This is a genomic window from Ensifer sp. 22460 (assembly GCF_052044935.1).
Lineage (GTDB): Bacteria > Pseudomonadota > Alphaproteobacteria > Rhizobiales > Rhizobiaceae > Ensifer.
Map to the genome: position 1 here is coordinate 162,665 of NZ_JBQENZ010000004.1, position 20,224 is coordinate 182,888.

Consider the following 20,224-nt stretch of genomic DNA (forward strand, 5'->3'; position numbering starts at 1 on the left):
GCTCTATCCAGCTTTCGCCTATTCGCCCGGATCGCGCGCGATCTTGGCGCTGATCTCGGTGATGACCTTCTCGAAATCCTCGGCATGCGAGAAATCGCGATAGACCGAAGCGTAGCGCACGAAGGCAACGTCATCGAGGCTCTTCAGGGCCTCGAGCACCTGCAGGCCGATTTCCTCCGAGGGGATCTCGGTCTCGCCGGAGCTTTCGAGGCGCCGAACGATGCCGGAGACCGCCCGCTCGATGCGGTCGCGATCGACCGGGCGCTTCCTGAGCGCGATCTCGAACGACCGCAAAAGTTTATCCCGGTCGAAAGGAACCTTCCGACCGGTCTTCTTGATGATCATCAGTTCACGCAACTGCACCCGTTCGAAGGTGGTGAAACGACCTCCGCAATCCGGACAAATCCGGCGGCGGCGAATGGCGTTCCCGTCCTCTGCAGGACGGGAATCCTTCACCTGACTGTCTTCAGAACCGCAATAGGGGCAGCGCATGAGCGACCGATCACATGTAGCCGTACATCGGGAAGCGGTCGGTCAGCTTGAGGACCTTTTCGCGAACGCCGGCTTCGACGGCGGCATTGCCTTCGTCGGAGTTGGCGACCTTCAGGCCGTCGAGGACCTCGACGATCAACTCGCCGATTTCCTTGAACTCGGCTTCCTTGAAGCCGCGGGTGGTACCGGCCGGCGTGCCGAGACGGACGCCCGAGGTGACGAACGGCTTTTCAGGGTCGAACGGGATGCCGTTCTTGTTGCAGGTGATGAACGCACGGCCGAGGGCGGCTTCCGCGCGCTTGCCGGTTGCGTTCTTCTTGCGCAGGTCGACGAGCATCAGGTGGTTGTCCGTGCCGCCGGAGACGATGTCGAGGCCGTTGGCCTTCAGCGTTTCTGCGAGCGTGCGGGCGTTCTTGACGATCTGGGCCGCATAGTCCTTGAACGACGGATGCAGCGCTTCGCCGAGAGCAACAGACTTGGCGGCGATGACGTGCATCAGCGGGCCGCCCTGGAGACCCGGGAAGACGGCCGAGTTGATCTTCTTGGCGACATCTTCGTCGTTGGTCAGAACCATGCCGCCGCGCGGGCCGCGCAGCGACTTGTGCGTCGTCGTGGTGGCGACGTGGCAATGCGGGAACGGCGACGGATGCTGGCCACCGGCAACGAGACCGGCGATGTGCGCCATGTCAACCATCAGCCAGGCGCCGACTTCGTCGGCGATTTCGCGGAAGCGCTTCCAGTCCCAGATGCGCGAATAGGCAGTGCCACCAGCAATGATCAGTTTCGGCTTGTGCTTGCGCGCCTGCTCGGCAACGTTGTCCATGTCGAGCAGGTGATCGTCTTCACGTACGCCGTAGGAGACGACGTTGAACCACTTGCCGGACATGTTGACCGGCGAACCGTGCGTCAGGTGACCGCCCGAGTTGAGGTCGAGGCCCATGAAGGTGTCGCCCGGCTGCAAGAGCGCCAGGAACACGGCCTGGTTCATCTGCGAACCGGAGTTCGGCTGAACGTTGGCGAAGTTGACGCCGAAGAGCTTCTTGGCGCGTTCGATCGCCAGTTCTTCGGCGATATCGACGAACTGGCAGCCGCCATAGTAGCGCTTGCCCGGGTAACCCTCGGCATATTTGTTGGTCATGATCGAGCCCTGGGCTTCGAGCACGGCGCGGGAAACGATGTTCTCGGAGGCGATCAGCTCGATCTCGTGGCGCTGACGACCCAGCTCCTTCTCGATCGCACCGAAGATGTCCGGATCGCTGTCGGCCAGAGAGCGGGTGAAGAAGGCGTCATTGGATTGTTCAAGCATCGGCGCGAGGCTCCTCTCAAGGGTGGCAGTTCTTTAGCTTCCTCGCACGGCAAGAGCAATATCTGCTGTGCGGATTGCGCCATTTCCCCCATCTGCCGCGCCGAAATATCGCGAGCGCTGGCGCATGAAAAAGCCGCGCTTCCAGGGGAAGCGCGGCTTGTCGATCTCGTGTCGCAAATTCGCTTATTGCGGCAGCGCGTCCTGATCGACCGAGCCGGGCGACTGCTCGACGCCATAGGGCGACTGCAGCGCCAGCTCGGTGGCACCGTCGCGCTGGTAGATATCATCGCGGAACTGCACCACGCCATCCTTTGCGGACCAGGCCGTGATGTAGGTGAAGAACACGGGCACTTCCTCGGCGAGCGTGATCGGCGTGTTGACGCCGGTCTTGATGGTCGCCTCGATCTGCTGGCGCGACCAGCCGGGCGTATCCTTCAGCAACCAGGTCGAAAGATCGCGCACGTTCTGCACGCGAACGCAGCCGGAAGACTCGAAACGCATCAGCTTGTTGAACAGACCCTGCTGCGGGGTATCGTGCATGTAGACCTGATGCTCGTTGTGGAAGTTGATCTTCGTCGACGACATCGCGTTGATCTTGCCCGGGTCCTGGCGGAACATCAGGTTCGGCGCCTTCTCGGCGTTCCAATCGACCGTTTCCGGCGACACTTCGCCGCCACTGCCGTCGAACAGACGGATCGAGTTGCGTGCGAGATAGGTCGGGTCCTTGCGCATCAGCGGCATGATATCCTTCTGGATGATCGAGCGCGGCGCGGTCCAATAGGGGTTGAGGATGACCTCGTAGATCTTCGAGTTGAGGATCGGCGACTGGCGGTCGATCTTGCCGACGATCGCCGTATGGCGCAGCGCCACGCGGCCGTTCTCGACCGCTTCGATATAGGCGGCCGGAATGTTGACCATCACGTAGCGGCGGCCAAGATCGCCGGACATCGACTGCAGGCGAACGAGGTTGGTCTGGAGCTGGCCGAGGCGGGTGTTGGCGTCGACGTTGATCGCCTTCAGCGTGTATTCGCCGATGACGCCATCAGCCGGGAGGCCATGGCGAGCCTGGAAGCGCTTGACCGCGCCTTCGACGTAGGAATCGAAGGACGAGGAGACGCCTGCCGACTGCGGCAGGTCACCGGAGACCATCAGGCGCTGGCGAAGCTGCTGCACCGACGGATCCGTGACGCCGAGCTCGAGCTTGACGCTGGTCTGGACCATCGGCCAGCCGCCTTGCGAAACGATGTTCTGGTAGTCGAAGATTGCCTGCTGCACGTGGGCGATCGTTTCCGGGCCGAAGACCGGCGTGTTCGAAACGACCGTCGTCGCGGTGCGCGATGCCTTGGCGTCGTACTGGTCGTCCCAGGAGCCGCGGCGTGGCGAATTGATGATCTCGTTCAGGGCGTCCTGTGCGCTTGCCGCGCCGGCGACTGCCACGGCGCCGAAGGTTGCTACCGAGCGCAGAAAGGCGCGGCGCGAGAATGCATCAATTCCATTCTTTTTCGACATATTCCTACCATCCCAATGCGTTGGCACGCGCCCTATGCGCTGACACGCACGTTGCCGGAGCCCTAACACGATCGTGGTTAACAAAGGTCAACCAACGAGCCACCCTGCCCTCACAAGATTTCACGACACCGCGAGTGAGGACCCTCATCCGGCAGGCGAAACGCGAAACGAATCCACGCTCAAGAAAACACGTGGCCGCACCTACCGCATGTCGTCGTCGCTGTCACAGCAATATGGCCAATTCGTGTCTCGGACAGGTTGAACGGCGACATGGCACGCCTTTTGCTTTTCGCCGTAGCGGACAAGCCGGCGGACGAGCTGCAGACGGCAACATTTTGATTTTCTAATATTTTCCGTTTGGAAAGCCGTCCGAACGCAGGAATGGCGCGCAGAAGTGGTGCGGCTTTTCCGCAACAGGATGAGGAGCCGGCAAATGGCAAAGGTCGGACACGCAGGGATTGCGCCCGACCCTTGAACTGGAGGTTCTACAGCGCCGCGCGTCTNACCACATTGAGTTTCTGCATAACTTTGTCCTTAGATCGCTTCGATCTAAGGACAAAGTTATGCAGGGCCTGGATTACAGGCGGTACATGATCGAGTCGTTCCAGAAGCGATCGAGGCGCTGCAGGAGCTTGTTCATCTGGGTGAACTCGTCCGAACCGATACCGCCGACCTTCTGGATCGAGCCGATGTGGCGCTCGTAGAGCTTGGCGACGGTTTCGGCGATTTCCTGGCCGTCTTCCGTCAGGCTGATACGAACCGAGCGACGATCGACGCGGGAGCGCTGATGGTTGATCAGGCCGAGGTCGACGAGCTTCTTGACGTTGTAGGAGACATTCGAGCCCAGGTAGTAACCGCGGGAGCGAAGTTCGCCGGCGGTCAGTTCCGAGTTGCCGATGTTGAACAGCAACAGGGCCTGGACGGCGTTGACGTCGCTGCGGCCATCGCGGTCGAACTCGTCCTTGATGACGTCGAGCAGACGGCGATGCAGACGCTCGACGAGGTGGAGGGATTCCATGTAGAGACCGCGGATGGTTTCTTCCTGAGGGTCTCGGGGCTGAGCCGCCTGCGGCTTCATCTTCGTGTTCATTTGACTGCCTCACTGTTTTGTTTGGCGGTGTCAGTTTGTCTTCCCGCCTTGAGTGAGACCCTATCGAATACGTCTAAAATTCTACTTAAACCGCAGCCTTAACAAGAGCTTGCCATTTGACGAGCCTGTCTCAGGGTGAATCAACTCTTACCTGCTTGGCCTGCCGCCAGCGCTGAAAGACGAGTGCCGCCCGGAAAAGAACGAAGGTGACGGCAACCGCCACATGCAGCACGACCAGCAAAGGACGGGCGCCGAAACTCACCGGATAGAACTCATACATGGCGATCTCGATCGCCGCTGCGACCACCCAGACCACAGGCCCCCAGGAGACGAGCAACCAGAGGCCGAGCGCCGCAACGGGATAAACGACGGCGAGCGCCGTCGCAGCCGCGCGCCACTCCGGCGACAACAGATCGAAGCGCCCGGCGCCACCATGGGAAAAGCCAATCAGCATGGCCCAGTAGTTAAGTGCGAACCAGATGCACGAGGCAGAGACCAGACGCAGGAAGACGCCGAAGAGGATCTCGGTCAGCGATGGTTTCAGCACGTGGGCAGAATCATGAAGCATGGCCGGCAAGATAGGGCGGGTCTTCCTCATCCGCCAGCAGGATCGCAGTTTCCCCTCCCCTGCTGCTATCTTTTTGAAGAGAAGAAATGCCGCAGTTCGTTCGCCCGGCGCGCGGTTCCCAATTGCCGCCGCCCCATGATAAAGCGCTTGGCTAACGATGATTTTGACCGGAAAGGCGTGGGCGCGATGAACGACAGGACAAATCTTGTGGACAGGATCACCGGCCACCGCCGCATGCGCCGCAACCGCAAGGCCGACTGGACGCGGCGACTGGTGCAGGAAAACCGCCTGACCGTCGACGATCTGATCTGGCCGATCTTCATCGTGCCGGGCAGCAACATCGTCCAGCCGATCGAGGCGATGCCCGGCGTCAGCCGCATGAGCATCGACAAGGCGGTGGAAGCGGTCAAGGAAGCGGCCGATCTCGGCATTCCAGCGATTGCGACCTTCCCGAACATCGACATGGGGCTGCGCGACGAGACCGGCTCCAACAGCCTTGCAGCCGACAACCTGATCAATCAGGCGACGCGGGCCTTCAAGAAAGCGGTGCCCGAGATCGGCATCATCACCGACGTCGCCCTTGATCCCTTCACTAGCCACGGCCATGACGGCATCTTTCGCAACGGCGAGATCGTCAACGACGAAACCGTCGAGATGATCGCAAGGGCGGCGGTCGCCCAGGCGGATGCCGGCTCCGACATCATCGCCCCCTCCGACATGATGGATGGCCGCATCGGCGCGATCCGCCAGGCGCTCGACGCCGCCGGGCACCAGAATGTCGGCATCATGTCCTATGCGACAAAGTTCGCCTCCGGGTTCTACGGCCCCTATCGCGAGGCGATCGGCACCGGCGGCCTTTTGAAGGGCGACAAGAAGACCTATTACATCGACCCGGCCAACGGCACCGAAGCGATCCGCGATGCTGCCCTCGACGTCGAGGAAGGCGCCGACATGCTGATGGTGAAACCGGGCCTGCCCTATCTCGACATCTGCTGGCGCATGAAGGAGGCCTTCGGCCTGCCTGTCTTTGCCTACCAAGTCTCCGGCGAATACTCGCAGGTCAAAGCCGCCGCCGCCAACGGCTGGATCGACGGCGAGAAGGTGATGCTGGAAACGCTGCTCGCCTTCAAGCGCGCCGGTTGCGACGGCATCCTCAGCTATTTCGCCGTCGAGGTGGCTCGTATCCTTGCCAAGGGCCGTTAAGCGCGAGCTTCTGTTGCAGCAAATCAATCTTCTACAGCGACCTTTGCGCGTCTGATAAGACGCGCGGCGCTGTGGTGAGCCTCCAATCCTTGTTTTGCAGGCATCACCATCCCATATCCTGCATGCAACCAAGCGAGGCTTAGACGGATGACCATGCACAACGAAGACCTGAGGCTGCCGAGCAATGACTGGCGCGCCTATCAGGGCGTGCTGTCGCGACGCATCTTTGCCTTCCTGCTCGACTACGCCATCATCGCGCTTCTGTGGATCCCGGCGGCGGTCGTCGTCTTCTTCCTGGGCATCCTGACGCTCGGCCTCGGCTTTATGCTTTACCCGGCGCTCTTTGCGATCGTCGCCATGCTCTATTTCGGCCTCACGGTCGGCGGCCGCGAACAGGCCTCCCCCGGCATGCGCATGATGGGCCTGGCGATCGCCCGCACCGACGGGCGCCCGATGGACTTCCTGACCGCCATCGTCCACCTCGTCATCTTCTGGATCGCCAACGCTCTGCTGACGCCGCTGATCCTGCTGATCGGCCTCTTTACCGACCGCAGCCGCCTGCTGCACGACCTCCTGATTGGCACCGTCACGGTCCGCCGTGACATGTACTGACCGGACGCAGCCATTGTCGGCAACGCTAAAATAACTGGACGGCGGAGGCGGAAGCTGCAAACGAGTGAGTTGACGTTTTCCATTCTTCCGCCATGCTATTGTCATGAACAACCGCGCGCAGAGTGACCTCCGCACTCGATGAACACACAGACCACACCGTCTCCGCAATTCTACCTGACTGCGCCGGCAGCCTGCCCTTATCTGCCGAACGAGATGGAGCGAAAAGTCTTCACCCACATGGTGGGCGAACGTGCGCCGGAACTCAACGATCTCCTGACCCAGGGCGGCTTCCGCCGGTCGCAGAACATCGCCTACCGCCCAGCCTGCGAGACCTGTCGCGCCTGCATTTCGGTGCGCATTCTTGCCAACGAGTTCAAGCCCACGCGCTCCATGCGCCGGGTGCTTGCCACCAATCAGGATGTGATCTCGGCAGAGTATCCGGCTGAGCCTTCCAGCGAACAGTACAATCTCTTCCGCCGCTATCTCGACCGCCGGCATCAGAAGGGCGGCATGTCGGACATGTCGGTGCTCGACTACGCAATGATGGTCGAAGATACGCACGTGCACACGAAGATCATTGAGTACCGCCTGCGGGTCGAAGGCGACGGCATCAGCGAGAAGGCACGCGGGCCACTCATCGCAGCAGCGCTGACCGATCGCATGGGCGACGGTCTTTCGATGGTCTACTCCTACTTCGACCCGGCGCGAGAGGACCGCTCGCTCGGCACTTTCATGATTCTCGACCACATTCGTCGCGCCCGCGAGCGCGGCCTGCCCCACGTCTATCTTGGCTATTGGGTCAAGGGATCGCGGAAGATGGGGTATAAAACAAAATTTTTGCCGCAAGAACACCTTATGGCCCGTGGCTGGGAACGCTATGAAGGCGGAGACGCCACCTTGGAAGCCGCTCCTACGAAAACGGGTTAGACATTGAGTTCATCTTCTGATGCCGTGATGCACCGGCGTGGCCTTGCCATCACCGGCCTCGGTGGCCTTGCCCTTTCCTTCGATATCCCGCTCATCCGTTCCGCCGGTGGCGACGTCTGGTCGCTGCTCGCGGTGCGCAGCCTGTCGACGTTCGTGATCGCGCTCGGCGCCTGGTTCGTGATCAACCGCGTGTTCGGCCGGAAGATTTCACTGTTGCCGGGCAAGACCGGGCTCGTCGTCGGCCTGTTCTACGGCATCAATTCCTGCACGTTCCTGCTCGCCGTCTTCAACACTTCGACGGCGAATGTGGTCTTCATCCTCGCCTTCACCTCGATGTTTGCCGCCATTTTGTCCTGGATCTTCCTGAAGGAACGACCATCGAACGCCACGCTCGTGACGATGTTGATCATGGTGTTCGGCGTCGGATTGATCGTTCAGGACGGGTTGGAAAGCGGCCACCTCTTCGGCGATGCGATGGCAGCATCCTCCGCCTTCCTGCTTGCCAGCGCGATCACGATCAGCCGCGCAAGCAAGCGCGACATGGCGCTGGTGCCGCTGGTCACGGCGATCTTCCCGGCAGCGGTCGCTCTGTTGATGCTGTCCCCTTCGGGATTCACGATTGCGGAACCCGGCTACATCTTCTTCAACGGTCTGGTGATGATCCCGCTCGCCTTCTTCTGCCTGGCGACGGGACCGCGTTTCCTCTCGGCGCCGGAAGTGGGCATGTTCTACCTGCTGGAAACGATCCTGGCGCCGATCTGGGTCTGGCTGGTCTTTGCCGAAACCCCGACAACGCAGACCTTGATGGGTGGCGCGATCCTGATCTTCGCCCTCATCGGCCATTCGCTCTGGCAGATGCGCAGCAGAGCGCTGAGGTCCGCGGTGGCCTGCGCCGAGTAGCGCTATCGATCAATTTTCACGGCGAGGACCGGTCGGCCGGGGGCGGCGCGACTTCTGTTCGGTTTCGCTGCGGCGGTCGCGAATCGGCGTCCGCTCGGGTACAGGCTCCGGCGCGCCGGAGGCCAGCCGGGTTTCCGGCATCTGCACACGCATCGCCCAAAGCTCGCGGTTGGTGTTGATCCAGGTGGCCGCCTCGCTCAAAGGCGCAGGATTTCCGCTTAGGGATTCGCCTTCGCGGCGCCGCAGGCGCGTGATGAGGCCCGCTGCCTCGAGGAGTGCTATGTGCTTCTCCAATTCTTCGCCGCGCACCGCAACGGCCGAGGCGATATCGGCGACACGCGCCTCACCGGCAAAGAGGATCTCGAAGATCCGCCGGCGTACCGGGCTGGCGAGCGCCAGGAGAATTTCGTCGAGGGCATTGGCGTTCGGCATCGTATCCATCCTGTTGGATGGGCAGTCATCCATGATACGCCGGCACATACAAGCGCCGCTTTTCGCTCGAGTTCGACTGTATTTCCAATACCTTAATGCGCAAATTCAATGCCCCGGATTGGGACACCAGCCATGCGGCTCATCGGCCGCACGGCTGGTATTTTATGGTCAGCCGCTGAACTTTCCGCTGCGCGGGAAGCCCTTCGGAACGACGCGACCGGCCGAGGCGCGATCGGCCTGCCATTCGATCAGTTCATCCTTCGTCTTGGTAAAGACGCGGCCAGCGCTGTCTTCCCAGATGAGCCCTTCTGCGATCGTGAAGCAGCGAATATCGGAGATGCCGCCATCCTTGTAACGCTGAAGCCGGACGCCCTTGCCGCGCGCCATCTCGGGGATCTGGACGAGCGGGAAGACGAGCATCTTGCGGTTCTCGCCAACGACGGCAACGTGGTCACCCTTGACCGGCACGACCAGCTTGGTTTCGTCCGGCATCGAGACGTTCATCACCTGCTTGCCCTTGCGGGTATTGGCAACGATATCGCTTTCCGTCACGACGAAACCGTTGCCGGCAGCCGACGAGACGATGAGCTTGCGCGCCGGATCATGGACGAAGGCGGTCAGGACGTCCTGGTCGTTCTCCATGTCGACGATGATGCGCAGCGGCTCGCCATGGCCGCGACCGCCAGGCAGCTTGTCGCCGCCGAGCGTGTAGACCTTTCCACCGGTCGTGAAGACCAGGATCTTGTCGGTCGTCTGCGCCGGGAACGCCACCTTGAGCGCGTCGCCCTCCTTGAACTGGAGCGACGACGTGTCGGAGATGTGGCCCTTCAGTGCCCGGATCCAGCCCTTTTCCGAGATGACGACGGTGATCGGTTCCTTCTCGATCATCGCCTGCTGGATCGCCTCCACGTCAGCCTCCGGTGCATCCGCGAAGGTGCTGCGGCGCTTGCCGATTTCGGTTGCCTTGGCAAACTTCTTTTTGACCTCGCCGATCTCCCAGGCGACGGTCTGCCACTGCTTCTCTTCCGACGCGAGCAGCGCTTCGATCTCGGCCTTCTCCTTCGACAGGGCGTCGAATTCGGTGCGGATCTCGAACTCTTCGAGCCGGCGCAAGGAGCGCAGGCGCATGTTGAGGATCGACTCGGCCTGCAGATCAGTGAGCGAGAACCGCTCCATCATGACCGGCTTCGGCTCGTCTTCTTCGCGGATGATGCGAATGACTTCGTCGATGTTCAGATAGGCGACGAGATAGCCGGCGAGTATCTCGAGCCGGCGATCGATCGCCGCCAGGCGATGGCGGGACCGGCGCTGCAACACCTCGCGGCGATGCGCCAGCCATTCCGAGAGCACCTCGTTGAGCGCCATGACCCGCGGTACGCGCCCCATGGACAGCACGTTCATGTTCAGCGAGATGCGGCTCTCAAGCTCGGTCAGCTTGAACAGCGACTCCATCAGGATGCCGGCATCGACCGAGCGGCTTTTCGGCACGAGAACGATGCGAACGTCTTCCGCGGATTCGTCGCGAATGTCTTCGAGCAGCGGCAGCTTGCGCGCAACCAGAAGCTCGGCAATCTTTTCGATCAGGCGCGACTTCTGAACCTGATAGGGAATCTCGGTGACGACGATCTGATAACCGCCACGGCCGAGATCCTCCTGGGCCCAGCGGGCGCGGACACGAAAACCGCCACGGCCGGTGCGGTAGGATTCGGCCATGCTTTCGCGGCTTTCGACGATCACCCCACCGGTCGGAAAGTCTGGCCCCTCGATGCCGCCCTTCTGCGGATTGGCCGGATCGTAAAGCAGATCTTCGACGGTCGCTTGCGGATGGCGGATGAGGTGCAGCGCCGCGTCGCACAGTTCATGCGCGTTGTGCGGCGGGATCGAGGTCGCCATGCCGACCGCGATGCCGGTTGCGCCGTTTGCGAGCAGGTTCGGGAAGGCCCCAGGGAGCACGGTCGGCTCCTGGTCTTCCTCGTTGTAGGTGGGGCGGAAATCCACCGCGTCCTGGTCGATCCCGTCGAGAAGGAGCGAACAGACGTCCGTCATCTTCGCTTCGGTGTATCGCATCGCCGCGGCGTTATCGCCATCGATGTTGCCGAAGTTGCCCTGGCCGTCGACGAGCGGGTAGCGGATTGCAAATTCCTGGGACAGGCGCACAAGCGCGTCGTAGATCGAGGCGTCGCCGTGCGGGTGGAACTTACCCATGACGTCGCCGACGATGCGGGCGCATTTCTTGAACGACGAGTTGGGTCTGAGGCCCATTTCGCTCATCGCATGCACGATACGGCGATGCACGGGCTTCAACCCGTCGCGGACGTCCGGAAGCGCGCGGTGCATGATGGTCGACAAGGCATAGGCAAGATAACGCTCTTCCAGCGCCGCCTTGAGGTCAACCGGCTGAATATTGTCGTCCCCGCCTGACGGGGGATTAAGGCTTTGTCCCATGGGACCTTGCTAGCGCAACAAACCCGGAACAGCAAGGTTTTCAGGGGATGCGATTGTGGAGAACCCCTTACCCGCCAACAGTTGGCGCGTGAAGCGATCCGCTTGCTCCGGCGCAATGTTCGTGTAACGGTCGGACGGCTATGCGTCGGAGGCGAGCGCTTGGTAACATCCCGGAAAGCATGCCCGACCAGGAACATGTGCGGTTTGGCCAAGCGAATATAATTTCGCCCTGTTTCGTAATAGCTTCGGCTGTAGTTGATTTGGACGATTTGTGAGGGGGATTGCAAGACACGAACTGGCCGCCGAAAACTTCCGGATGTTGCCGTTCGCTCCCAGTTGACGCCCTCTGCGGAGACAAACCAGATTAGCCACGCCTCATCTTCGAAACAGTTACACAATCAAAGATTTTACGAAGGAACTCGACAATGATGCACACGCGCAAGATCCGCCTGATGATGGCGAGCGCCGCGCTCCTCACGCTTACCAGCCCGGCCTTCGCACTCGACGGCGCGGACCTGATGAAGAAGCTCGACGCGGCAACGAACGCGAACGGCACCTCCATCACCTATGACAAGGCCGAAGTGGACGGCGACAAGGTGACGGTGACCGGCGTGCAGCTGAAGGTCGCCAGCCAGCCGGGCGAACCGACGAGCCTGAAGATCGGTGATCTGACCTTCGAAGGTGTCGAGGAAACCGAAGGTGGCGGCTACTACGCCGAAACCGTGTCGTTCCCTGACGTCAATGTCAGCCAGGACGAGGGAAGCATTTCGGTCAAGGACATCCTACTTTCCGGCCTGACGATCCCCGCCAATGCCAACGGTGGAACGATCAACGACATTCTTCTCTACGAAAGCGCCAGCACCGGCCCGATCGCTCTCAACGCCAAGGGCAAGGAAGTCTTCTCGCTCGAAAGCACCGAAGCGAACCTGGCACGCCAGGAAAATGACGCCGGCTTCGACTTCGACGCGACCGCCTCGGGCATCAAGGCCGACCTGTCGACCGTCGAGGACGCCAAGACCAAGGAGGCGATCGAAAAGCTCGGCCTCACCACGATCGACGGCGCCTTGACGATGAAAGGCAGCTGGGAGGTCGAAAGCGGCAATGTCGCACTCGAAGAATATGCCCTCGACTTCAAGAACGTCGGCCGGCTGAACTTTGCCCTGGACATTTCCGGCTACACGCTTGCCTTCGTGAAATCCATGCAGGAAGCGATGAAGGCCGCCGAGGCCAATCCGAACAAGGAAGAGGCGAACCAAGCCATGGGCCTTGCCATGATGGGCCTGATGCAGCAGCTGACCTTCAACAGCGCCGAAGTCCGCTTCGACGATGCCTCGATCACCAAGAAGGCGCTGGACTATGCCGGTTCGCAGCAGGGCGTTTCGGGTGAGCAGATGGCTCAGTCGCTGAAGGGCCTGGTGCCGATCATGATGGCGCAGCTCAATGTGCCAGAACTGCAGAACCAGGTGTCGGCCGCCGTCAACGCCTATCTCGATGGACCGAAGAGCCTGACGATCAGCGCGGCACCGGAAAAGCCGGTTCCGTTCCCGATGATCATGGGCGCTGCCATGGGCGCACCGAACACCATTCCGTCGGTGCTCGGCGTCAAGGTGACCGCGAACGACTGATCGCCCCGCTTGCTCCGCCCGGAGCAACCGACCTTACCACGAGCTTTGCGCGCCCACCGGGCGCGCAAACTTTAGCGGCTCAGCCTACCTGATTTGCCGTAGCCCACAGGACCTCTGGTCCAGCTTCATTCAGCAGATCTGTATTTTGCACCCGCCGGCCCTCCACAGGACAAGGGCTGTTTCTACTTGCGGCCATGCGAACGGTCGGCACCGTACGTCTTGAAGGCGCGCGCTTCGGTTGCAGTGGCCGTTACTCTCTCCGAACGTCGTTCATGGCGCCAAGAAAATTTCACCGCCGGGCGATAGCGTTTTTCATCAAAATCGTGCATGCCACACTCAGGCGGCCGAGAATTCGACGTTCCGTGAACTTGAGAGCATTTCAGCCTCGACGAGGAATTCTCGGACTCTGTGTAAGAAATACAAATATACGCCTGAATATCATCTTCATATTACGGCAGATCGGACGTAAATGCTCGCCTGGCTCCAGCAATCTGTAAATTTCAGGGAAGAATTGCTGGAGGGGAAATTCGCCCCCGTCCGTGCCGATTACTATTCGGGTCCGCCAGGTAAGCCGCTACGGCTCCTGCTTCAGGCGCGGACGGATTTCCTGTCGATCTGGCGCGCCAGCGACTATACCGAAAACGTCTCGCAGACCCGGATCCTCGGCCGGCAGATCATCGTCGTCAACTCGCCCGATCTGATCCGACAAGTGGTCGTCAAGCGACACGAGAACTTCGAGCGCAAGAGCCCGCAGATGCGCCGGGCGCTCGAGTTTCTGCTCGGCGACGGGTTGTTCATCTCGGATGGAGACACCTGGAAGCAACGCCGGCCGCTGGTGGCCGACATCGTCCACGCCAAGAGAGTGCCGTCCTTCGGTCCTGTCATGGAGAAGACAACCAGCGAACTGGTCGAGCGCTGGAACCAGATGCCCGACGGTGCCGAGGTCAACGCCCTGCACGAAATGGCGGGCCTGACCGCCGAGATCATCGCACGCAGCGTCTTCGGCAACCAACTCGGAGACGACAGTGCGGCTGCCGTGACCGAGGGCTTCACCAGCTACCAGTCGCTGGTCGATTCCATCAACATCGGCTATTTCCTCGGCTTCGACGACGGCTTGCCCGTCCTGCGCACACCGAGCCTGCGCCGCTCGGTCAAGCGCATCCATGGGACCATCGACAAGGTGGTGGAGGATCACCTTGCCGGCCGCGGCGACCACAATTCGATGGTCGAACTGCTCATCCGGCGGCAGCAGCGAAATCCGGAGCTGAAGCTCGACCTCGTCGCCTTGCGCAACGAAGCCGCGACCATCTTCATGGCCGGTCACGAGACGACGGCAGCCACACTTACCTGGACCTGGTATCTGCTTTCGAAAGCAGGCTGGATCGAGAAGGCCGTGCACGACGAGATCGCCAGGGTCTGCGGCGACCGGACGCCGACGATCGACGACGTGCCGCAGCTCGAATGGTGCCGGGCCGTCATTGAAGAAACGCTTCGCCTTTACCCGCCGGTTCCGATCCTGGCGCGACAGACGCGCGAGGCGGACATGATCGGCGACGTTGCCGCCGAGCCGGGCTCGCTCGTCCTGATCGTGCCATGGCTCTTGCACCGCACGGAAAGTCTGTTCGAAGACCCACACCACTTCCATCCGGAGCGGTTCACCGAAGGCCGTCGCCCGACGCCCTACAGCTTCATTCCCTTCGCCAGCGGCCCCCGCGTCTGCCCGGGCCTGCATTTCGGCCTGACGGAAGCGATCCTCTGCCTGGCGATCATCGCTCAGCGCTACCGGGTTCGCCTGCGCGAACGCCACGCGGTCGAGCCGATCTGCCGGCTGACCCTCAGACCGAAGGGCGGGCTTCCGGTCACTTTACACAGGCGAGAAGGCACGTCGCATGGCGCCGGATAATCCTGGCGTCAGGGGACCGATTGCCAAGCGCAAGGCCTGGACTTTCGCTGAGGAGCAACCGCCGCGTCTTGGGGACGCATTGGCAGGCGGTGACCGGTCCCGGGCCTTCCGGCGCTATTGGATTACCGACAATCTGTGGAACCTTGCCAATCTCACTGCCCATTTCGGCATGAAGCTTCTGCCGATGGATGCATGCTCACGCCTGGGGGCCGCACTCGGCCTTTTCGTGGTGCCGCGCTTTCACAAGATCGCCACGCAGCGCGCCCGGGATACGATCAAACATCTGCGTCCGGACCTGAGCCCCGAGGAACAGGAAGCCTTGTTCCTCGAAAACTGCCAGGCCCAGGGACGGCTGATGACAGAATTTTCCGTCATCAACAGGTTGCAGCGGCATGGCGAGAGGTTGCGGACCGATGGCCTTGCTCCGATCCGCGACGTGGCGAAAGACGGCCCCGTCGTCCTCGTCGGGCTTCATCTCGGAAATTGGGAAGTTGGGACGATCGCGTTCCGCAGTCTCGGTCTCCAGCCTCATGCCTTCTACGTACCACCCAAGAGCCGTGCCAAAGCATGGATCGCCGAGCGCGTCCGCAGCAAGGCCGGATTGCGGTTTCTGCCGCCGGGCATGGAAGGAATCCGACCGGCGATCAAGATCCTGAAGAGCGGCGGCGTCGTCAGTATGTTCTGCGACGAAGGCTTTGGCGGCATGATCCGCGGACCGTTCTTCGATCGCAAACCTCATCAGGAAGGCAATCTCGCGCTTGCCATCCGCCTGGCGCGCATGACGGGTGCCACGATCTGCCCCTGGTACGGCTTGCGCACCGACGGTTTCCGTTTCGAATGCCAGGCGCTGGAGCCCCTCCGGCTTCCGGCTTCCGATGAGCCGAATGCACGCCTCGTGAAAGATATGCTGCTGTTGAACGATGCGATCGAGCCCGTCGTTCGCGCGCATCTCGACCAATGGTATTTCCTGGACAACGCGCTTCGGCCGGAATGACGCCTCATGGTTTTCCGCCCACTTGGCTTCCATGATATGATCAGCGCTTGATGCCTTCAGACCCCGGCCTATTTACATTGGGCGGGGATCCGAGGTCCCCGCATTCCTGACCGATAAAACGGAAGGAGGAGCCCATGGGACTGAAGCATGCGGATATCACCGCTATCCTTGGCCCGGTCGACGAGACACTGATGGCCGAGTTGCTGGCGACGGGGGCCACGGCCGGCGAACTCGCCGAGGCCATTGCTTGGGTCAACAACGACGAGGCGCTGATCGGCGAAGGCCGCCACTTGCCGGCTGGCCGGGTTGCGGCGTTGATCGATATCCTGACGCCGGACAATGACGAGGAACGGGACTTCGCGACCTAGCCGATCAGGCGGCGAGGCTGCGCTAGTGATTTTTGATTGCATGCAAGGTTGCCCCCGCGCGGCGGGCGGCGGGAGCATCAGGCCACGTGTTTTGTGTTGAGGGAGGTCAACGATGGCAGCCAAGGAAGTCAAGTTCAGTAGCGATGCCCGCGACCGTATGCTGCGTGGCGTCGATATCCTCGCCGATGCCGTGAAGGTGACGCTCGGCCCGAAGGGGCGGAACGTGGTGATCGACAAGGCCTTCGGTGCGCCGCGTGTCACCAAGGATGGCGTCTCGGTTGCCAAGGAGATCGAGCTCGAAGACAAGTTCGAGAACATGGGGGCGCAGATGCTGCGCATGGTGGCGTCACGCACCAGCGATGTTGCCGGCGACGGAACGACGACGGCCACGGTGCTTGCTCAAGCGATAGTCCGGGAAGGCGTCAAGGCAATCGCATCGGGTATGAACCCGATGGACCTCAAGCGCGGCATCGACCTCGCCGTCGAGGCGATCGTGGCACAACTGAAGATCCATGCCCGCAAGATTTCCAACAACGAGGAAATCGCCCAAGTCGGCACGATCTCCGCCAACGGCGACAAGGAAATCGGCAACTATCTAGCACAGGCGATGGAGCGCGTCGGCAACGAGGGTGTGATCACCGTCGAGGAGGCCAAGACCGCCGAGATCGAACTTGAGATCGTCGAGGGCATGCAGTTCGACCGCGGCTATCTCTCCCCCTATTTCATTACCGACCAGGAGAAGATGCGCGTCGAATTTGAGGACCCGTACATTCTCATCCACGAGAAGAAACTCTCTAACCTCCAGGCCATGATCCCGATTCTCGAATCGGTCATCCAGGCGAGCCGTCCCTTGCTGATCATCGCCGAGGATGTGGAGGGCGAAGCGCTTGCCACGCTCGTCGTCAACAAGCTGCGCGGCGGTCTCAAGATCGCAGCCGTCAAGGCCCCCGGGTTTGGAGATCGGCGCAAGGCCATCCTCGAGGACATCGCCATCCTGACGGGCGGCACGGTCATTTCCGAGGATCTCGGCATCAAGCTTGAAAACGTGACGCTCGACACGCTCGGGCACGCCAAGCGGGTGATGGTCGAGAAGGAAAACACCACGATCGTCGATGGCGCCGGAACGAAGGCGGATATCGGCGGACGTGTCAGCCAGATCAAGGCACAGATCGAGGAAACGACCTCCGACTATGATCGGGAAAAGCTGCAGGAACGGCTCGCCAAACTCGCCGGCGGCGTTGCGGTGATCCGGGTTGGCGGCTCGACCGAAGTCGAAGTGAAGGAAAAGAAGGACCGGGTCGACGATGCCCTGCATGCGACGCGAGCCGCGGTAGAGGAAGGCATTCTGCCCGGCGGCGGCGTCGCGCTGCTGAGGGTCGTCCACGCGCTCGACGGGCTCAAGGCCGCCAATGACGATCAGCGCGTCGGCATCGAGATCGTTCGGCGGGCGCTCGAGGCGCCGGCGCGCCAGATCGCCGAGAATGCTGGCGCTGAAGGTTCGGTGATCGTTGGAAAGCTGCGGGAGAACAGTGACTTTGCCCACGGCTGGAACGCCCAGACCGGAGAGTACGGCGATCTGTTCCGCATGGGTGTCATCGACCCCGCAAAGGTCGTGCGCGCGGCGCTGCAGGATGCGGCTTCCGTCGCCGGCCTTCTGGTGACGACCGAGGCCATGATCGCCGAAAAACCGAAAAAGAACGGACCGACGCCGCCGTCTGGTGCTGGAATGGACTTCTGACGGCCGCCAGACGCTCATTCTCGCATGGCGAACGCGACCGTCGAGGGCTTGGGGCCAATTCAGCCGCGCCGTTCTACGGCAAGCACTGAACCCAGATCACAGGCAGACCATGAAAAAAGCCCGGCGAAACGATCGCCGGGCTTTCGTTTTTGACAGGTCTCTTCGACCTCAATCCTTCTTCTGCGGGATCGGGCGAAGCGCCAGTTCACGCAGCTGGGCCGGCGTCGCCTCGGACGGCGCCCCCATCAGGAGGTCGACCGCCTGCTGGTTCATCGGGAAGATCGAAATCTCGCGCAGGTTCTTCGCGCCGACGAGCAGCATGACGACGCGGTCGATGCCGAATGCCATGCCGCCATGCGGAGGCGCGCCGTACTGGAACGCACGGTAGAGGCCGCCGAACTGCTCTTCGACTTCCTGCTGCGACTTGCCGGTCAGCTCGAAGGCCTTGACCATGACTTCCGGGAGCTGGTTACGGATCGAGCCGGAGGCGATCTCGAAGCCGTTGCAGACCATGTCGTACTGGTAGGCCTTGAGCGACAGCGGATCTTCGGTGTTCAGCGCCTCGAGGCCACCCTGCGGCATCGAGAAGGGGTTGTGGGCGAAATCGATCTTCTTTTCGTCTTCCAGCCATTCGTAGAACGGGAAGTCGACGATCCAGCAGAATTCAAAGCGGTCACGGTCGACGAGGTTCAGCTCCTCGCCGGCGCGTGTGCGGGCTTCGCCAGCAAACTTGTAGAACTTCGAAGGGTCGCCGGCGACGAAGAAGCAGGCGTCGCCGTCATCGAGGCCAAGCTGGGTGCGGATCGCATCGGTGCGTTCCTCGCCGATGTTCTTGGCAAGCGGACCGGCGCCTTCGAGCTTTTCGCCTTCCTTGCGCCAGAAGATGTAGCCGAGGCCCGGCTGGCCCTGGCTCTGGGCCCAGGCGTTCATGCGGTCGCAGAAGGCGCGCGAGCCACCGGTCTTGGCCGGGATCGCCCAGACTTCAACCTTCGGGTTCGAGGCGATCATGTTCGCGAAAACCTTGAAGCCGGAGCCGGCGAAGTGCTCGGTAACCGCCTGCATCTCGATCGGGTTGCGCAGATCCGGCTTGTCGGAGCCGTATTTGCGGATCGCCGTGTCATAGGGGATGCGCGGGAACTTTTCCGTCACCGGCTTGCCATCGGCAAACTCGACGAAGATCTCGCGGATGACCGGCTCCATCGTCGACCACACGTCTTCCTGCTCGACGAAGCTCATTTCCAGGTCGAGTTGGTAGAACTCGCCCGGCAGGCGGTCGGCGCGCGGGTCTTCGTCGCGGAAGCACGGCGCGATCTGGAAGTAACGGTCGAAGCCGGCAACCATCAAGAGCTGCTTGTACTGCTGCGGCGCCTGCGGCAGGGCGTAGAAGCTGCCGGGATGGATGCGCGACGGCACCAGGAAGTCGCGTGCGCCTTCCGGCGACGAGGCCGTCAGGATCGGGGTGGTGTATTCGGTGAAGCCGACTTCGCCCATGTGGCGGCGCATCGACGAGATGATCTGGGTGCGCTTGACGATGTTCTTGTGCAGCGTGTCGCGGCGCAGGTCGAGGAAGCGGTACTTGAGACGCACGTCTTCCGGATAGTCCGGCTCGCCGAAGACCGGCAGCGGCAATTCCTTGGCGGCCGAGAGAACCTCGATCTCCTGCGCGTAGAGCTCGATTTCGCCGGTCGGCATGCCCTTGTTGACGGTGTCGTCGGTACGAGCCTTGACGCGGCCGTCGATGCGGATGACCCACTCGCCGCGAACGGTTTCAGCCGACTTGAAGGCCGGGCTGTCCGGATCGGCGACGACCTGGGTGATGCCGTAGTGGTCGCGCAGGTCGATGAAGAGCACGCCGCCATGGTCACGGACACGGTGGACCCAGCCCGAAAGGCGAACGGTGGAGCCGACGTCCGACTTGCGGAGGGCGGCACAGGTGTGGCTGCGGTAACGATGCATCGTTTTATCCCGGAATTGCGAAAGAGCCGCGCAGGCTCGTGGGACACGGCGCGCGGCACATGGTCAAAATCGGGCGGAAAAGCGCATGATGCGCCGGCTTTGTCAAGCCGCGCGACCGCCGCCGCCCCAGATGGAGATGCGTTCTAAACCAAGGAA

16 protein-coding genes and 1 pseudogene are annotated in these 20,224 nt (G+C 61.7%); 9 read left to right on the forward strand and 8 right to left on the reverse strand.

Annotation, left to right across the window (positions count from 1 at the left end; all coding sequences use genetic code 11):
* Positions 1 to 18: 18 nt before the first annotated feature.
* The 5 genes from nrdR to ACTJKM_RS06720 form a co-directional block, all read right to left on the reverse strand.
* Positions 19 to 492 (reverse strand): transcriptional regulator NrdR, encoded by a 474-nt coding sequence (nrdR, locus tag ACTJKM_RS06700; protein ID WP_034803756.1) that lies wholly within the window; start codon positions 490 to 492, stop codon positions 19 to 21.
* A 10-nt stretch (positions 493 to 502) separates the two neighbouring features.
* On the reverse strand, positions 503 to 1,798 hold the full coding sequence (gene glyA / locus ACTJKM_RS06705) for a serine hydroxymethyltransferase (protein ID WP_440660073.1): 1,296 nt from the start codon (positions 1,796 to 1,798) through the stop codon (positions 503 to 505).
* Positions 1,799 to 1,981: 183 nt separating this feature from the next.
* Positions 1,982 to 3,307 carry a L,D-transpeptidase family protein gene (locus tag ACTJKM_RS06710; protein WP_058320189.1) on the reverse strand — a complete coding sequence of 442 codons (1,326 nt, stop codon included), beginning with the start codon at positions 3,305 to 3,307 and terminating at the stop codon, positions 1,982 to 1,984.
* Positions 3,308 to 3,884: 577 nt separating this feature from the next.
* Positions 3,885 to 4,397, reverse strand: coding sequence for a transcriptional regulator LdtR (gene ldtR / locus ACTJKM_RS06715; RefSeq protein ID WP_058320190.1), 513 nt, complete (start codon positions 4,395 to 4,397; stop codon positions 3,885 to 3,887).
* A gap of 130 nt (positions 4,398 to 4,527) precedes the next feature.
* Positions 4,528 to 4,965: a DUF6163 family protein gene (locus ACTJKM_RS06720; RefSeq protein WP_058320191.1), complete on the reverse strand. Its 438-nt coding sequence runs from the start codon at positions 4,963 to 4,965 to the stop codon at positions 4,528 to 4,530.
* 186 nt (positions 4,966 to 5,151) lie between these two features.
* Here ACTJKM_RS06720 and hemB point away from each other — a divergent pair, with 186 nt between their 5' ends.
* The 4 genes from hemB (at position 5,152) to ACTJKM_RS06740 (ending at position 8,607) form a co-directional block, all read left to right on the forward strand.
* Positions 5,152 to 6,168 carry a porphobilinogen synthase gene (gene hemB / locus ACTJKM_RS06725; protein ID WP_058320192.1) on the forward strand — a complete coding sequence of 339 codons (1,017 nt, stop codon included), beginning with the start codon at positions 5,152 to 5,154 and terminating at the stop codon, positions 6,166 to 6,168.
* 147 nt (positions 6,169 to 6,315) lie between these two features.
* Positions 6,316 to 6,780 carry an RDD family protein gene (locus ACTJKM_RS06730; protein WP_058320193.1) on the forward strand — a complete coding sequence of 155 codons (465 nt, stop codon included), beginning with the start codon at positions 6,316 to 6,318 and terminating at the stop codon, positions 6,778 to 6,780.
* A gap of 138 nt (positions 6,781 to 6,918) precedes the next feature.
* Positions 6,919 to 7,707, forward strand: a complete 789-nt coding sequence (locus ACTJKM_RS06735; protein ID WP_057252595.1) for an arginyltransferase — start codon at positions 6,919 to 6,921, stop codon at positions 7,705 to 7,707.
* Positions 7,708 to 7,710: 3 nt separating this feature from the next.
* Entirely contained in the window at positions 7,711 to 8,607 is an 897-nt protein-coding gene (locus tag ACTJKM_RS06740; RefSeq protein ID WP_058329388.1) for a DMT family transporter, read from the forward strand.
* Positions 8,608 to 8,712: 105 nt separating this feature from the next.
* On the opposite strand, the pseudogene ACTJKM_RS06745 reads toward ACTJKM_RS06740, so the two are convergent.
* Positions 8,713 to 9,039 (reverse strand): annotated as a pseudogene (locus ACTJKM_RS06745) (helix-turn-helix domain-containing protein); the annotation flags it as partial.
* Positions 9,040 to 9,207: 168 nt separating this feature from the next.
* The gene (parC, locus tag ACTJKM_RS06750; RefSeq protein ID WP_057252599.1) at positions 9,208 to 11,484 is read right to left on the reverse strand and encodes a DNA topoisomerase IV subunit A; all 2,277 of its coding nucleotides are present in this window, start codon (positions 11,482 to 11,484) and stop codon (positions 9,208 to 9,210) included.
* A gap of 425 nt (positions 11,485 to 11,909) precedes the next feature.
* Between parC and ACTJKM_RS06755 the strand changes: the two genes are divergently transcribed.
* The 5 genes from ACTJKM_RS06755 (at position 11,910) to groL (ending at position 18,112) form a co-directional block, all read left to right on the forward strand.
* Positions 11,910 to 13,109 (forward strand): hypothetical protein, encoded by a 1,200-nt coding sequence (locus ACTJKM_RS06755; protein WP_058320196.1) that lies wholly within the window; start codon positions 11,910 to 11,912, stop codon positions 13,107 to 13,109.
* A 469-nt stretch (positions 13,110 to 13,578) separates the two neighbouring features.
* Positions 13,579 to 15,012, forward strand: coding sequence for a cytochrome P450 (locus ACTJKM_RS06760; RefSeq protein ID WP_110878177.1), 1,434 nt, complete (start codon positions 13,579 to 13,581; stop codon positions 15,010 to 15,012).
* Positions 14,999 to 16,006, forward strand: a complete 1,008-nt coding sequence (locus ACTJKM_RS06765; RefSeq protein WP_057252605.1) for a lysophospholipid acyltransferase family protein — start codon at positions 14,999 to 15,001, stop codon at positions 16,004 to 16,006. Before ACTJKM_RS06760 ends, ACTJKM_RS06765 begins: the two co-directional genes overlap by 14 nt.
* Positions 16,007 to 16,140: 134 nt before the next feature.
* Entirely contained in the window at positions 16,141 to 16,374 is a 234-nt protein-coding gene (locus ACTJKM_RS06770) for a hypothetical protein (protein WP_057252607.1), read from the forward strand.
* A 112-nt stretch (positions 16,375 to 16,486) separates the two neighbouring features.
* Positions 16,487 to 18,112, forward strand: coding sequence for a chaperonin GroEL (gene groL / locus ACTJKM_RS06775; protein ID WP_057252609.1), 1,626 nt, complete (start codon positions 16,487 to 16,489; stop codon positions 18,110 to 18,112).
* Positions 18,113 to 18,280: 168 nt separating this feature from the next.
* On the opposite strand, the gene aspS is transcribed toward groL, so the two are convergent.
* A complete protein-coding gene (aspS, locus tag ACTJKM_RS06780; protein ID WP_058329390.1) occupies positions 18,281 to 20,068 on the reverse strand; it encodes an aspartate--tRNA ligase in 1,788 nt (595 codons plus the stop codon).
* Between the last annotated feature and the right edge of the window lie 156 nt (positions 20,069 to 20,224).